At 75.9% G+C, this 16091-nt stretch carries 1 protein-coding gene; it reads right to left on the reverse strand.

What is annotated here, in order from left to right; all coding sequences use genetic code 11:
- Positions 1–9 precede the first annotated feature (9 nt).
- A partial coding sequence (locus ACWEK3_RS35930) for a type I polyketide synthase (RefSeq protein ID WP_453251614.1) occupies positions 10–16091 on the reverse strand: 16082 nt, incomplete at its 5' end.

The raw sequence follows: 16091 nt of genomic DNA on the forward strand, positions 1-16091 counted from the left end.
CACTTCGCGCTACAGGTCGGACTGGCCGCCCAGCGCGGCCCGCACCAGGTCTGCCACTGTCATCGAGTCGACCGACTCGTCGTCTTCGTCGTCGCCACCGCCGCGCCCGGCGAGCTGGAGCAGGGGCTCCAGGACACCGATCTCGCGCAGCCGGTCGAGCGGTACGGAGGCCAGTACGGCCCTGATCTCGGCCTCCTCGTCGGACTCGGCCGGCTCGTCGGGGACGAGCCGGTCGAGGACGAACTCACCCAGTGCCAGCGGCGTCGGGTGGTCGAAGACCAGCGTCGCGGGCAGGCTCAGACCGGTCGCGGCGCCGAGTTGGTTGCGTAGCTCGACCGCGCCGAGTGAGTCCACCCCGAGGTCCCGGAAGGACCGTTCGGCGCCGACGGCGCCGGTGTCCGGGTAGCCGAGGACCTGCGCGGCACGGGTGCGCACCAGGTCCACGACGGTGTCGAGGCGGCGGGTCGGCGGCATGCCCGCCAGCCGGTCGGCGAGGGTGCCCTCCGGGGACTCGGGCGCCGCGGCGGCGACGGTCTCCCGGTAGCCGGGGAACTCCCGCAGCAGAGCGCTCGGCCGGGTGCCGCCGAAGGCGGAGGCGAACCGGTCGAGGGCGACCTCGGCGACCACCGCGGTCGGTTCCTTGCCGGTGACCAGCCGCAGCAGCGACTCCACGGCGAGGTCCGGGTCCATGGCGGCGACGCCGGCCCGGCGGGCCGCGTCGTCCGCGCCGTGGCCGTCGGCCATGCCGCCGCCGCCCCAGGCGCCCCAGGACACGGAGGTCGCGGGCAGGTTCCGCGCCCGGCGGGCCTCGGCGAGGGCGTCCAGGACCGCGTTGGCCGCCGCGTAGTTGGCCTGGCCGGGGTTGCCGACCGCGGAGGAGGCGGACGAGAACAGGACGAACGCGGCGAGGTCGAGGTCGCGGGTCAGCTCGTCGAGCAGCAGCGCCGAGGTCACCTTCGCGCGGAACACCTGCTGGTACCGCTCCGGGGTGAGCCGGTCGATGACGCCGTCGTCCAGGACGCCCGCCGCGTGGATGACCGCGGTCAGCGGCCGGTCGGCCGGGATCGCGTCGAGCACCGCGGCCAGCTGGTCACGTTCGGCGGCGTCGCAGGCGGCGAGGGTGACGCCGGTGCCGAGCGCCTGCAGTTCGTCGCGCAGGGCGGTGGCGCCGGGCGCCTCGGGGCCGCGGCGGCCGAGCAGCACCAGGTGCTGGACGCCGTCCTTGGCCAGGCGGCGGGCCACATGGGCGCCGAGGGCGCCGGTGCCGCCGGTGATCAGCACGGTGCCGGTCGGGTCCCAGGCGCCGCTCTGCCCGCGGTCCGGGGCCGGCACGAGGCGACGGGCGAGGACGGCGGAGCCGCGCACGGCGACCTGGTCCTCCCCGTCGAGTCCGGCGAGGACGGCGCCGAGTCCGGCGGCGGCCCGCTCGTCGGCGCGCTCCGGCAGGTCCACCAGGCCGCCCCAGCGGTCCGGGTACTCCAGCGCGGCCACCCGGCCCAGGCCCCACACGGCGGCCTGGAGCGGCCGGCGCGGGCGGTCGGTGCGGTTGGCTGACACGGCGCTGCGGGTGACGCACCACAACGGGGCCTCGATCCCGGCGTCGCCGAGTGCCTGGAGCAGCGTGCCGGTGAGGGCGACGCCCTCCGGCACGTCACCGTGCACGGTCTCGCGCAGGGCGAGCAGGGAGACGACGCCGGCGAAGCGGGTGCCCTCCCCGGCGGCCTCGCGCAGCGTGGCGGTCATGGCGTCCCGGTCGGCGCCGCCGGCCTCGGCGCGCACCACCCGGGTGCCGAGGGCGTCCAGCGCGGTCGTGACCCACGGGTCCTCGCCGAGGCCCTCGGGGACGACGGCCAGCCAGGTGCCGGTGAGCGGCTTGCGGTGGGCCATCGCCGCACCGGTCAGACGCTTCCAGACGATGCGGTGGCGCCAGCTGTCGAGCCGGGTCTTCTCGGAATTGCGGCGGCGCCAGTCGAGCAGCGCCGGCAGCACCTTGGACAGGGCGTCGCCCTCGACGTCGAGGACGGACTCGAGCGAGCCGAAGTCCTCCTGTGCGACGGCGTCCCAGAAGGCGGTGTCGGTGCGGTCGGCCTCTCCGGCGGACCCGCCGCCCTGCGCGGTGGCGGGCAGGGTGTCCGGCCAGAACCGGCCGCGCTGGAAGGCGTACGTCGGCAGGTCCAGCCAGGAGCCGGGGGCGGCGTCGAAGAAGGCGTCCCAGCGGGGTCCGGCGGCGTGCGCGTGCAGCCGGCCGAGGGCGGCGACCAGGGTCTCCACCTCGTCGCGGTTGCGGCGCTGCGCGGGGATGGCGACGGTGTCCGGGGCGCTCTGCTCGGCGAGCGCGGACAGCACCGCGTCGGGGCCGAGTTCGAGGAAGACGCGGACGCCCCGGCCGGCCAGTGCGGTGACGCCGTCGGCGAACCGGACGGTGCCGCGCACATGGCGCACCCAGTAGTCGGCGCTGCACAGTTCCTCGGCGCCCGCCACGTCGCCGGTCAGGTTCGACACGACGGCGATGCGGGGTGCCTCGTAGCGCAGGCTCTCGGCGACCTTGCGGAACTCGGCGAGCATCGGATCCATCAGCGCCGAGTGGAAGGCGTGGCTGACCTTGAGGCGGGTGGTGCGGCGGCCCCGCTCGGTGAGGACGGCGGCCAGGGCGAGCACCGGGTCCTCCGCACCGGCGAGCACCACGGAGGTGGGGCCGTTGACCGCGGCGATCGACACCGCGTCGGTGAGTTCGGCGGCGACCTCCTGCTCGGTGGCCTCGACCGCGACCATGGCGCCGCCACGCGGGAGTTCCTGCATCAGGCGGGCCCGTGCGGCGACCAGCCGGCAGGCGTCGTCCAGGGAGAGGACGCCCGCGACGTGGGCGGCGGCGATCTCGCCGACGGAGTGGCCGGCGACGAAGTCCGGCGTCACGCCCCAGGACTCCACCAGGCGGTACAGGGCGACCTCGAAGGCGAACAGCGCGGGCTGGGTGTGCCCGGTCTCGTTCAGGGTCTCCTGGTCGCCGTGCCAGACGATCTCCCGCAGCGGGGCGCCGAGGTGGCCGTCGAGCCGGGCGAGGACCGCGTCGAACGCCTCGGCGAACGCCGGGAACCGCTCGTACAGGTCCCGGCCCATGCCGAGTTGCTGGGAGCCCTGGCCGGAGAAGAGCACGGCGTGCTTGCCGGTGCGCTCCACGTGGTGCTCGACGACGTGCGCGGCGGTGGTGCCCTCCGCGACGGCGGTGAGTCCGGCGAGCAGCGCGTCCCGGTCGGCGGCGGTGACCGCGGCCCGGTGTTCGAAGACGGCGCGGGTGGTGGCCAGGGTGCGGGCCAGGTCGGTGACCGTCTCCTCGGGGTGTCCCGCCACATGGGCCAGGAGCTTGCGGGCCTGGGCGCGCAGCGCGTTCTGCGAGCGGCCGGACAGCAGGACGGGAACGGGCGAGCCGTCGGCGGCGGGCCGGGCCGGCTGCGGGGGCTGCTTGACGGGTTCCGGCTGCTCCAGGATCAGGTGGGCGTTGGTGCCGCTGGCCCCGAAGGAGGAGACGGCGGCCCGGCGCACCCGCTCGGACTCGGGCCAGGGGGTCAGCTCGGTGAGCAGGCGCGCGTTGCCCGCGGTCCAGTCGACGTGCGAGGAGCGGTTCTCGGCGTACGGCGAGCGCGGCAGCAGACCGTGCCGCATGGCGAGCACCATCTTGATGACGCCACCGACGCCGGACGCGGCCTGCGCGTGGCCGATGTTGGCCTTCAGGGAGCCGACAAGGACGGGCCGTTCGCGGTCCTGGCCGTAGGTGGCCAGCAGGGCCTGCGCCTCGATCGGGTCGCCGAGCCTGGTGCCGGTGCCGTGCGCCTCGACGGCGTCGACGTCGGCGCTCTCCAGCCGGGCGTTGGCGAGGGCCTGTCGGATGACGCGCTGCTGGGCGGGGCCGCTGGGCGCGGTCAGGCCGTTGGAGGCGCCGTCCTGGTTGATGGCGGAGCCGCGCAGCACGGCGAGCACGCGGTGGCCGTTGCGCCGGGCGTCGGAGAGGCGCTCGACGACGAGCATGCCGACACCCTCCGACCAGCCGGTGCCGTTCGCGTCCTCGGAGAAGGCGCGGCAGCGGCCGTCGGGCGACAGCGCGCCCTGGGCGCTGAACTCGACGAAGCCGACCGGGGTGGCCATCACGGTGACACCGCCGGCCAGGGCGATCGAGCACTCGCCCGAGCGCACGGCCTGGGCGGCCAGGTGCAGGGCGACCAGGGAGGAGGAGCAGGCGGTGTCGACGGACACCGTGGGGCCCTGGATGCCGAAGGTGTAGGCGAGGCGGCCGGACAGGAGGCTGGCGGACTGGGCGGTCTGCCACTGGCCGTACTCGGCCGGCGGCCGGTAGTCGCCGGAGCCGCCGCCGACGAAGACGCCGGTGGTGCCGCTGCCCCGCAGGGCCGCCGGGTCGATGCCGGCCCGCTCCAGGGCCTCCCAGGACGCCTCGAGGAGGATCCGCTGCTGCGGGTCCATGACCATGGCCTCGCGCGGCGAGATGGCGAACAGTCCGGGGTCGAAGTCGGTGGCGTCGTAGAGGAATCCGCCCTGGTCGGTGGCGCTGCGGCCCGGGCCGTCGCCGGCGAGGGCGTCGAGGTCCCAGCCGCGGTCGGTCGGGAAGTCGCCGACGGCGTCGGCCTCGTCGACGAGGAGCTGCCACAGGTCCTCGGGCGAGTTGACACCGCCGGGGTAGCGGCAGGCCATGCCGACGATGACGACCGGGTCGTCGCCGGTCACGACGGGCGCGGCCACCGGGGCGGCCATGTCCGTGGCGCCGCCGAGCAGTTCGGTGCGCAGGTGCGCGGCGAGCGCCGCCGGGTTGGGGTGGTCGAAGACCAGGGTCGCGGGCAGGGTGACGCCGGTGGCCGCGGTGAGCTGGTTGCGCAGGTCGACGGCGGTCAGCGAGTCGAAGCCGAGGTCCCGGAAGGGCAGGTCGGGTTCGACGGGCGCGGTGTCCGCGTGGCCGAGGACCAGGGCGGCCTTCTCGCCGACGAGGGCGAGCAGGATGTCGTCCCGGTCGGCGGCGGGCTGCTCCAGGAGCCACTGGCCGTAGCCGTCGGGGGCGGCGGCCCCCTCGGTAGGGGCGCGGTCCGTGCCAGCGAGGGCGGTCCTGGCCTCGGGCAGGCCGTCGAACAGCGCGGTGGGCCGGGCCTCGTGGTGCGCCGGGGCGAAGGTGTCCCAGCGGACGTCGGCGACGGTGACCGCGGCGGAGCCGTCGGCGACGGCACCGGCCAGCGCGGTCAGGGCGGCGTCGGCGTCCATCACCGGCAGCCCGTTCATCCGCAGATGGGCGGTGGTCGACGGGTCGGCCAGCTCGGCCCAGGCGCCCCAGGAGACGGCCAGCGCGGGCGTCCCGTCGGCGCGCAGGGCGCGGGCCAGGGCGTCGACGTAGGCTCCGCCCGCGGCCTCGTCGGACCGGCCGCGCACGCCCCAGACCCCGGCGATGGAGCCGAAGAGAACGAACGCGTCCAGGGCGCGGCCGGCGACGGCCTCGGCGAGGGTGTCCACCGGGGCGAGGGCGGCGGCCAGGCCGTCCGTCGGGGCGTCGTCGGCGTACACGACCGCGGTGAGGTCGGTCAGGCCGCGCAGGAGTGCGGCGGCCGCGTCCCGGTCGCCGGTGTCGTACGGCGCGACGGTGACCTCGGCGCCGAGCCGGGCGAGTTCGGCGCGCAGCTCATCGGTGTCGGTGGCGCCGACGGCGGGCGAGGTGGTCAGCACCAGGCGGGCGGCACCCTCGCGGGCGAGCCAGCGGGCGGCGCGGGCACCCATGGTGCGGGTGCCGCCGACGACGAGGACGGTGCCGTGCGGGCGCCATCCGGCGTCGCCGGGGGCGACGGCGGTGCGCACGAGGCGGCGGCCGAGAAGACCGCCGGCGCGGACGGCGATCTGGTCCTCGGTACCGGGCTCGGCCAGGTGGGCGGCGAGCAGGCCCGCGGTGGCGGCGTCGGCGTCGGGCGCGAGGTCGGCGAGACCGCCGAAGCGCTCGGGGTGCTCCAGCGCGGCGACCCGGCCCATGCCCCACAGGGCGGCCTGGCCGACGGCGGCGGGTGCCTCCCCGGCGACGGAGACGGCGCCGCGGGTGACGCACCACAGCGGGGCGTCGACGCCGGCGGCCCGCAGGGCCTCCAGGACGGCGGCCGGTGCGGCGTCGGGCGCCGGCAGGGTGCCGGTGCCCGCGGCGAGCAGGGAGACGACCAGGGTCCAGCCAGCCGGGTCGAGGTCGTCGAGTTCCCGGGCGAGGGAGCCGGAGGCGCCGTCGACGACGAGCGGGTCGGCGCCCAGGGCGGCGACGAGGGTCTCCGCCCAGTCGGCGCCGGCGTGCTCGGCGGGCACGAGGGCCAGGACGCGGCCGACCGGCGCGGATCGCTCCGGGGTGCCGAGCGGGGTCCAGCTCTCGTGGTAGCGGCAGTCGCGGGCGGTGGAGCGGGCGTCGTTGCGGCGGCGCCAGGCCGACAGCGCGGGCACCATCGTGGTGACGGTGTCGCCGTCCAGGCCCAGGGAGGCCGTGAGGCTCTCCAGGTCCTCCCGCTCGACGGCGGCCCAGAAGGCGGCGTCGACGAGGTCCGGCGTGCCGGTGGTACCGGGCGCGGCGGGCTCGGGCCAGTAGCGCTCGCGCTGGAAGGCGTACGTCGGCAGCTCGACGCGGTGTCCGCCGGCGCCGGCGAACCAGGCGGTCCAGTCGGGTCCGGCGCCCTGGGTGTGCAGGGTGGCCAGCCCTTCCAGGAGGGTCGTCTCCTCGGCGCGGTCGCGGCGCTGCAGCGGGACGACGGTGGCGGGTGCCTCGTCGGCGGACGCGTCCAGGGTCTGCTGGGCGGCGGCGGTGAGCCGGCCGTCCGGGCCGATCTCGACGAAGGCGGTGACGCCGGCCTCGCGCAGGGTCCGCACGCCGTCGGCGAACCGGACGGCCTCGCGGACGTGCCGCACCCAGTAGCCGGGGGTGAGGAGTTCGGCTCCGGCGGGGGCGCCGGTCACGGTGGAGACCAGGGGGGTGCGGGGCTCGTGGTAGGTGAGGGACTCCGCGACCCGGGCGAAGGCGGTGAGCATCGGGTCCATGAGCGGCGAGTGGAAGGCGTGGCTCACCTTGAGCCGGGTGGTCCTGCGGTCCTGCGCCTCGAAGTGCGCGGCGATCGCGGCGACCGCGTCCTCGTCACCGGCGACGACCACCGACGACGGCCCGTTGACCGCGGCGATCGACACCCGCTCCGTCAGATGCGGGAGCACCTCCCCCTCGGTGGCGCGCACCGCGAGCATGGCACCGCCCCGCGGCAGCTCCTGCATCAGGGAGGCGCGGGCCGCCACCAGTCGGCAGGCGTCCTCCAGCGAGAACACACCGGCGACATGCGCCGCGGCGATCTCACCGATGGAGTGGCCGGCGACGTGGTCGGGGGTCAGGCCCCATGACTCCAGGAGGCGGTAGAGGGCGACCTCGACGGCGAACAGCGCGGGCTGGGTCCAGCCGGTCTGGTCCAGGAGCGCGGCGTCGGGCGTGTCCGGCCCGGCGAACAGGACCTGGCGCAGCGGGAAGTCCAGCGCGGTGTCGAACTGGGCGAGGACCGTGTCCAGCGCGTCGGCGAACGCCGGGAACCGCTCGTACAGGCCGTGGCCCATCATGGCGCGCTGGGCGCCCTGGCCGGAGAACAGGAAGGCGGTACGGCCGGGGGTGCGGGACGCGACCGCGCGGGCCGTCTCGCGCACCCCGTCGGGGCCGGCGAGCAGCACGGCGCGGTGCGGGAACAGGGTGCGGTCGGTGGCCAGGGAGCGGCCGACGTCCAGCGGGGAGAGCTCCGGGTGGGCGGCGGCGTACGCGGTGAGCCGGTCGACCTGGTCCTGGAGGGCCTCGCGGCTGCGGCCGGAGACGATCCACGGAACGGTGGTGACGGCGGGGGCGGGGGCGGGGGCGGGCTCGTCGGTGGGAGCCTGCTCCACGATGACGTGCGCGTTGGTGCCGCTGACGCCGAAGGCGGAGACACCGGCGCGCCTTGGCCGTCCGGTCTCGGGCCAGTCGCGTTCCTCGGTGAGCAGCGACACGGCGCCGCCGCTCCAGTCGACGTGGCTGGTGGGGCTGGTGACGTGCAGGGTGCGCGGCAGGGTGCCGTGCTGGATCGCCAGCAGCATCTTGATGACGCCGGCGACGCCCGCGGCGGCCTGGGTGTGGCCGATGTTCGACTTGACGGTGCCAAGGAGCAGCGGCTGCTCGGCGTCCCGGTCCCGGCCGTAGGTGTTCAGCAGGGCCTGGGCCTCGATCGGGTCGCCGAGGGTGGTGCCGGTGCCGTGCGCCTCGACCGCGTCGATGTCGGACGGCGCGAGGCGGGCGTCCGCGAGTGCCTGGCGGATGACGCGCTGCTGCGACGGGCCGTTGGGGGCGGTCAGTCCGTTGGAGGCGCCGTCCTGGTTGACGGCGGTGCCGCGGATGATCCCGCGGACCTCGTGGCCGTTGCGGATCGCGTCGGAGAGCCGTTCCAGGACCAGGATGCCGACGCCCTCGGACCAGGCGGTGCCGTCGGCGTCGTCGGAGAACGGCTTGCAGTGGCCGTCGGGGGCCAGGCCGCCCTGGGTGCTGAACTCGACGAAGGAGTCGGGGGTCGACATCACCGAGACGCCGCCCGCGACGACGAGGTCGCACTCGCCGGCGCTCAGCGCGCGGCCCGCCCAGTGCAGGGCGACCAGGGAGGAGGAGCAGGCGGTGTCGACGGTGACCGCGGGGCCCTCCAGGCCGAGGGCGTAGGAGAGGCGGCCGGACATCACGCTGGCGGTGTTGCCGGTGGCGACGTAGCCGGCGACGTCCGAGGCCGAGCGGCGCAGCAGGTTCGGGTAGTCCTGGCCATTGGTGCCGACGAAGACACCGGTGGTGGAGCCGCGCAGCGCGGCCGGGTCGATGCCGGCCCGCTCCAGGGCCTCCCAGGTGGTCTCCAGGAGCAGCCGCTGCTGCGGGTCCATGGCGAGCGCCTCGCGGGGCGAGATGCCGAAGAAGCGGGCGTCGAAGTCGGCGACCCCGGCGAGGAATCCGCCGTGCAGCGTGTCGGAGGCGCCGGCGCCGAGCGCCGCCATGTCCCAGTCGCGGTCGTCGGGGAAGCGGGTGATGCCGTCGCGGCCCTCCGCGAGCAGCCGCCACATCTCCTCGGGCGTGGTGACGCCGCCGGGGAAGCGGCAGGCGAGGCCGACGACCGCGATCGGGTCGTCGTCGACGGCCCGGGTGGCGACGGCGTGGGCGGTGGACTCCGGGAGCGTGCCGAGGAGTTCGGCGAGCAGGAAGTCCGCCATCTCGCGCGGCGTGGGCTGGTCGTAGACGAGGGAGGCGGGCAGGCTCAGGCCGGTGATGGCGTTGAGCGCGTTGCGCAGCTCCAGGACGGTGAGCGAGTCGAAGCCGAGGTCACGGAAGGCCAGGTCGTCGTCGACGGTGCGGGCGTCGGCGTGGCCGAGGACGGCCGCCACCTGCGTGCGCAGCAGGTCGAGGACGTGTCCGGCGCGCTCCTCGGCGAGCATGTCGGCGAGTCGCTGCCGCAGGCCGGACGCGGTGGCGGTGGCCGCCGCCGGAGCGGTGGCGCCGGCCGTCTCCGGGAGGTCGGCGACGAGCGGCAGCGAGCGGGCCGCCGCGAAGGCGCGCAGGAAGCGTTCCCAGTCGATGTCGGCGATGGCGACCGTGGTGTCGCCGTTGTCGACGGCGCGCAGCAGCGCGGCGACGCCGGAGGGGGGGTCGAGCGGTTCGAATCCGCCGCGGCGTACACGAGCGGCGATCTCGGCGGCGTCGGCGACCATGCCGGAGCCGGCCCAGGGTCCCCAGGCCACGGACAGGGCGGGCAGGCCCTGGGCGCGGCGCTGCTCGGCGAGGGCGTCGAGCTGGGCGTTTGCGGCGGCGTAGTTGCCCTGTCCGGCGGCGCCGATGAGGCCGGCGGTCGAGGAGAACAGGACGAACGCGGCGAGGTCGTGGCCGGCGGTGAGGTCGTGCAGATGGCGGGCGGCGACCGTCTTGGCGTGCAGGACGGTGGCGAAGCTCGCCGGGGTCAGCTCGTCCACCACGTGGTCGTCGACGACGCCCGCGGTGTGGAAGACGGCGGTGAGCGGCGCGTCCTCGGGCACCGCCGCGAGGAGTGCGGCGAGCGCGTCGTGGTCGGCGGCGTCGCAGGCGGCGACGGTGACGCGGGCGCCCAGCTCCTCCAGTTCGGCGCGGAGTTCGGCGGCGCCCGGGGCGTCGGGGCCGCGGCGGCTGGTGAGCAGCAGGTGGGCGGCGCCGTCGCGGGCGAGGCGGCGGGCGACGTGTCCCCCGATGCCGCCGGTGCCACCGGTGATCAGGACGGTGCCCGCCGCCGGGTCGAAGGCGGAGCGGACGGTGTCGGCGGCGGGGCTGTGAGCCAGCCGGCGCACGAAGACACCACTGGCGCGGACGGCGACGGCGTCCTCGCCGTCGCCGGCGGCCAGGATCCCGCGCAGCCGACGGGCGGCCTGCGGGTCGAGGTTCTCCGGGAGGTCGACGCTGCCGCCGAACCGGGCGGGCAGTTCGAGGGCGGCGGCCCGGCCGAGGCCCCACACGGCGGCCTGCTCGGGCGCCGTGACCTGCTCGGAGCGGCCGACGGCGACGGCTCCCCGGGTGACGTTCCACAGCGGGGCGTCGAGGCCGGCGTCACCGAGCGCCTGGAGGGCGGTGACGGTGAGGGTGAGCGCGGCCGGGGCGCCGGGGTGTCCGGCGTCGCCGGGCGCGAGCGGCAGCAGCGACAGCACGCCCTGGAAGGTGTCCCCGTCGGCGGCCTCGGTGAGCCGGGCGGCGAGGGCGGCGCGGTCGGTGCCGGTGACCTCCACGCGGACGGTGGCGGTGGCGAGGGCTGCCTCGACGTCCGCGGCCCAGGCTGCGGTGGCCTCGTCGCGGTGCTCGGCCGGAACGAGGACGAGCCAGCGTCCCGTGGGGGCGGCGGGGGCGCCGCCGCGCGGCTTCCAGGTGACGCGGTAGCGCCAGGAGTCGAGCGCGGACTGTTCGCCGCGGCGCCGCCGCCAGGCGGTGAGCGCCGGGACCATCGCGGTGACGGTCGTGTCGTCCAGGCCGAGGGAGGCGGCGAGCGACGCGACGTCGGCGTGTTCCACCGCGGCCCAGAACTCGGCGTCGAGCGCGGAGCCGGGGGCGGCGGTGGTGGTGCCGGCCGCGGTGGTGTCGGGCCAGTACCGCTCGCGCTGGAAGGCGTAGGTGGGCAGGGCCACGCGGCGGGCGCCGCCGCCCTCGAACCAGGCGGCCCAGTCGACGTCGAAGCCGTGGGTGTGGGCCGCGGCGACGGCGGTGACGAGGGCCTGCTCCTCCGGGCGGTCGCCGCGCAGCGTGGGCAGCAGCGCCGTGCGGGAGGCGTCGGTGAGGCTCTCGCGGGCCATGCCGCTGAGCACGCCGTCGGGGCCGAGCTCCAGGAAGGTCTGGACGCCGCCCTGGGTGGACAGCCAGCCGATGCCGTCGGCGAAGCGCACGGCGGAGCGGACGTGGGAGACCCAGTAGTCGGCGGTACACACCTGCTCGGGGGTGGCGAGGGCGCCGGTCACGTTGGAGACGAACGGGATCGTCGGCGCGTGGTACGTCAGCGTGCGGGCCACGGCGGCGAAGTCGTCCAGCATGGCCTCCATGAGCGGCGAGTGGAAGGCATGGCTCACCCGCAGGCGCTTGGTGCGGCGCCCCTGCTCGGCGAAGTGCGCGGCGACGGCGAGCACGGGCTCCTCCTCGCCGGCGACGACGACGGACCGGGGCCCGTTGACGGCGGCCACGGAGACCTGGTCGGCGAGGCCCTCCAGATACGGCAGCACCTCGTCCTCGGCGGCCTCCAGGGCGACCATCGCGCCGCCCTCGGGCAGCGCCTGCATGAGCCGGCCTCGGGCGGCCACCAGGGCGCACGCGTCGTCGAGGTCGAGGACGCCGGCGACGTGCGCGGCGGCGATCTCGCCGACGGAGTGGCCGGCCAGGTAGTCGGGGGTGATGCCCCACGACTCCAGCAGCCGGAACAGCGCCACTTCGAGGGCGAACAGCGCGGGCTGCGCGTAGCCGGTGCGGTCGAGCAGGGCGGCATCCTCGGCGCCCTCGGCGGCGAACAGCACGTCGCGCAGGGGGAGTTCGGTGGTGCCGTCGATCCTGGCGAGGACCGCGTCCAGGGCGTCGGCGAACACCGGGTGGCGCTCGTAGAGTTCGCGGCCCATGCCGAGGCGCTGGCTGCCCTGCCCGGTGAACAGGAAGGCGGTGCGTCCGCGGCCGGTGCGGCCCTGGACCAGTCCGGCGCCGGGCAGTCCGTCGCGCAGTGCGGTCAGGCCGCGCACCAGTCCTTCGTGGTCGTCGGCGACGACGGCGGCACGGTGCTCAAGGGCGGCACGCGCGGTGGCGAGGGAGAACGCGAGATCGGTCGGGTGGACGCCGGGGCGCTGCGCCAGCAGGTCGAGCAGCGCTCCGGCCTGGGCGCGCAGGGCCGCCTCGCCGCGTCCGGAGACGAGGACGGGCACGAGGGCGTCCCGCGGCGCGGGGGTGTCCTCGGGGGCGGCCGGGGCGCTGTCGGCGGGGGCCTGCTCCAGGACGGTGTGGGCGTTGGTGCCGCTGAGGCCGAAGGACGACACGGCGGCGCGGCGCGGACGGCCGGTCTCGGGCCACTCGGTGCGCTCGGTGAGCAGTTGGATGGCGCCGGAGGACCAGTCGACGTGGGTGGACGGCTCGTCGATGTGCAGCGACTTGGGGACGACGCCCTCGTTGAGAGCGTGGACCAGCTTGATGACGCTGGCGACTCCGGAGGCCATCTGGGTGTGGCCGATGTTGGACTTCACCGAGCCGAGCAGCACGGGCCGCTCGGGGTCGCGGTCCCTGCCGTAGGTGGCGAGCAGGGCCTGCGCCTCGATGGGGTCGCCGAGGGAGGTGCCGGTGCCGTGGCCCTCCAGGACGTCGATGTCGTCCGCCTCGACGCCGGCGTTGGCGAGGGCCTGGCGGATGACGCGCTGCTGCGACGGGCCGTTGGGGGCGGTGAGTCCGTTGGACGCGCCGTCCTGGTTGATGGCGGAGCCGCGGATGACGGCGAGGACCTCGTGGCCGTTGCGGCGGGCGTCGGAGAGCCGCTCCAGCAGGATCAGGCCGACGCCCTCGGCGAGGGTCATGCCGTCGGCGCCCTCGGCGTACGCCTTGCAGCGGCCGTCCTCGGCGAGGGCCCGCTGCCGGCTGAAGCCGATGAACGACATGGGGGTGGACATGATGCTGGCACCGCCGGCGAGGGCGAGGGAGCTCTCGCCGTTGCGCAGCGACTGGCAGGCCAGGTGGATCGCGACCAGCGAGGACGAGCAGGCGGTGTCGAGGGTGACGGCCGGGCCCTCGAAGCCGAAGAGGTAGGAGACGCGGCCGGACAGCACGCTCGGGAGCGAGCCGGTGATCATGTGGCCTTCGGAGCCCTCGCTGCCGGGCACGGCGGCGCCGTAGTCCTGGTAGCTGGCGCCGATGAAGGTGCCGGTGAGGCTGCCGCGCTGGGCGACCGGGTCGATGCCGGCGTTCTCGAAGACCTCCCAGGCCGTCTCGAGGAGCAGGCGCTGCTGCGGGTCCATCGACAGGGCCTCGCGGGGCGAGATGCCGAAGAAGCCGGGGTCGAAGTCGGCGACGTCGCGCAGGAAGCCGCCCTGGACCGAGTAGGTGCGCCCGGACGCGTCCGGGTCGGGGTCGTAGAGGGCCTCGGCGTCCCAGCCGCGGTCGGCCGGGAAGACGGAGATCGCGTCGACCTCGTCCAGCGCGACCCGCCACAGCTCCTCGGCGGAGGTGACGCCGCCGGGGTAGCGGCAGCTCATGCCGACGATGGCGATCGGGTCGTCGTCGACGGGCGCGCCTGCGGCGACGGCCATGGAGCCCGCGGAGTGGACGTCGGCCAGTTCGGCGTGGAGGAAGCCGGCCAGGGCGGCCGGGTTCGGGTAGTCGAAGACCATCGTGGACGGCAGCGTCAGGCCGATGACGGACGCGAGCCGGTTGCGCAGCCCGACGGCGGTCAGCGAGTCGAAGCCGACGTCGCGGAAGGCACGCTGGTCGGTGAGGTCCTCGGCGGAGGACAGGCCGAGCACGGAGGCGGCCTCGGTGCGGACGGTCTCCAGCAGCTTGCGGTGCTGTTCGGCGGCGGGCAGGGCCAGCAGCGCGGCGGCGAACTCGCCCTGGGCTGCGGTCCCCACGCTCCGCTCGGCAGCGGCCGTGAGCTCCCGCACCTCGGGGACCTCGTCGAACAGCGGGGTGGGCCGGGCCGAGGTGTAGACGGGGTGGTACGTCTCCCAGTCGACGTCGGCGACCGCGATGACCTGCTCGTCGTCGTCGAGGGCCCGCTTGAGGCCGCTCAGCGCGAGCTGCGGGTCCATGAACTCCAGGCCGCTGCGGCGGATCATCTGCGGGTCGACGCGGCCGAGTTGGAGGTCGTCGGCCCAGATGCCCCAGGACAGCGACAGGGCGGTCAGGCCGCGGGCGCGCCGGTGCTCGGCGAGGGCGGCCAGGTAGGCGTTGCCCGCGACGTACGCGGCGTGCGCGCCGCTGCCCCACATGCCGGCGGTGGAGGAGTACAGGACGAAGTCGTCCAGCTCCTCGTCGTCGAGGAGTTCGTCGAGGATCTGCGCACCGGTCACCTTGGCGGCGAGGACGCGGTCGAAGTCGTCGAGCGTGGTGGCGTCGAGGGTGTGCAGTTCGATGGTGGCCGCGGTGTGCACGACCGTGCGGACGGTGCGGCCCTCGGCCTTCAGACCGTCGAGCAGGGCCGCGACCGCGTCGCGATCCGTGATGTCGCAGGCGGCGAGGGTCGTCGCGGTACCGCGTTCCTCCAACTCGGCGCGGAGTTCGGCGGCGCCGGGCGCCTCGGGGCCGCGCCTGCTGACCAGGACCAGGTGCTCGGCGCCCTGTTCGGCGAGCCAGCGCGCCAGGTGGGGGGCGAGGGTGCCGGAGCCGCCGGTGACGAGGGTGGTGCCGCGGGGCTTCCAGTCGCGGGCGGGGCCGTCGGGGGCGGTGTCGGCGCGGACGATACGGCGGGTGAAGACGCCGGAGGAGCGCAGGGCGATCTGGTCGTCGTCGCCGAGCGCGCCGGCGAGGACGGCCGCGAGCCGCTGGGCGGCGCGGGTGTCGAGCGTCTCGGGCAGGTCGACGACACCGCCCCAGCGTCCCGGGCACTCCAGCGCGGCGGTCCAGCCGATGCCGGCGACCTGGGCCTGGACGGGCGCGGTGAGCTTGTCGGAGCGGCCGGTGGTGACGGCACCGCGGGTCAGCGCCCACAGCGGGGGCTCGATGCCGGCGTCTCCTAGCGCCTGGACGAGGGCGACGGTGAGGGCGACCCCGAGGACGAGTCCGGTGCCGGGGACGGCACCGGTCCGCTCGGCGCCGGCGAGGACGGAGACGATGCCGGTGAGGTCGTCGGTGTCGGTGAGGCGCTCACGCAGGACGGCGGGGTCGGTGCAGGTCTCGTCGAGGACGAGGCGGCGCACCTGGGCGCCGCCCGTCTCCAGTGCCTCGGCGACGTCGGTGTCGTCGACGCCGTCGGCGGAGACCAGCAGCCAGGTGCCGTCGAGGGTGCGCTGCGGGAGCTTGGTGACGGGCTTCCAGGTGGGGCGGTAGCGCCAGGAGTCGACGGTGGAACGCTCGCGGCGGGCCCGGCGCCAGGAGGACAGGGCGGGCAGCACGGCGGCGACGGAGTCCTCGTCGGTGCCGAGGGCCGCGGTCAGGGTGGAGACGTCCCCGTCCTCGACGGCGGTCCAGAACGCGGCGTCCTCGGGGTCGGCCGCGGTGACGGTCTCCGGGGCGGCCGGGACGACCCACAGGTTCTCGTGCTGGAAGGCGTAGGTGGGCAGGTCGACGCGGGACGCACCGGTGCCCTCGAACAGGGCGGCCCAGTCGACGTGGACGCCGCGGACGAACACCTGGGCGGCGGAGAGCAGGAAGCGGTCCAGGCCGCCGTTGTCGCGGCGCAGGGTGCCGGAGGCGACACCCGGCACTCCGGCGTCGTCGATCATGTCCTGGACGGACATGGCGAGGACGGGGTGGGAGCTGACCTCGACGAAGGCGCGGTGCTCGGCGGCGATCAGGTCGCGGATGGCGTCCGCGAACAGCACGCGTCCGCGCAGGCTGCGGTACCAGTAGCCGGCGTCCATGG

Source organism: Streptomyces sp. NPDC004721, from assembly GCF_053601495.1.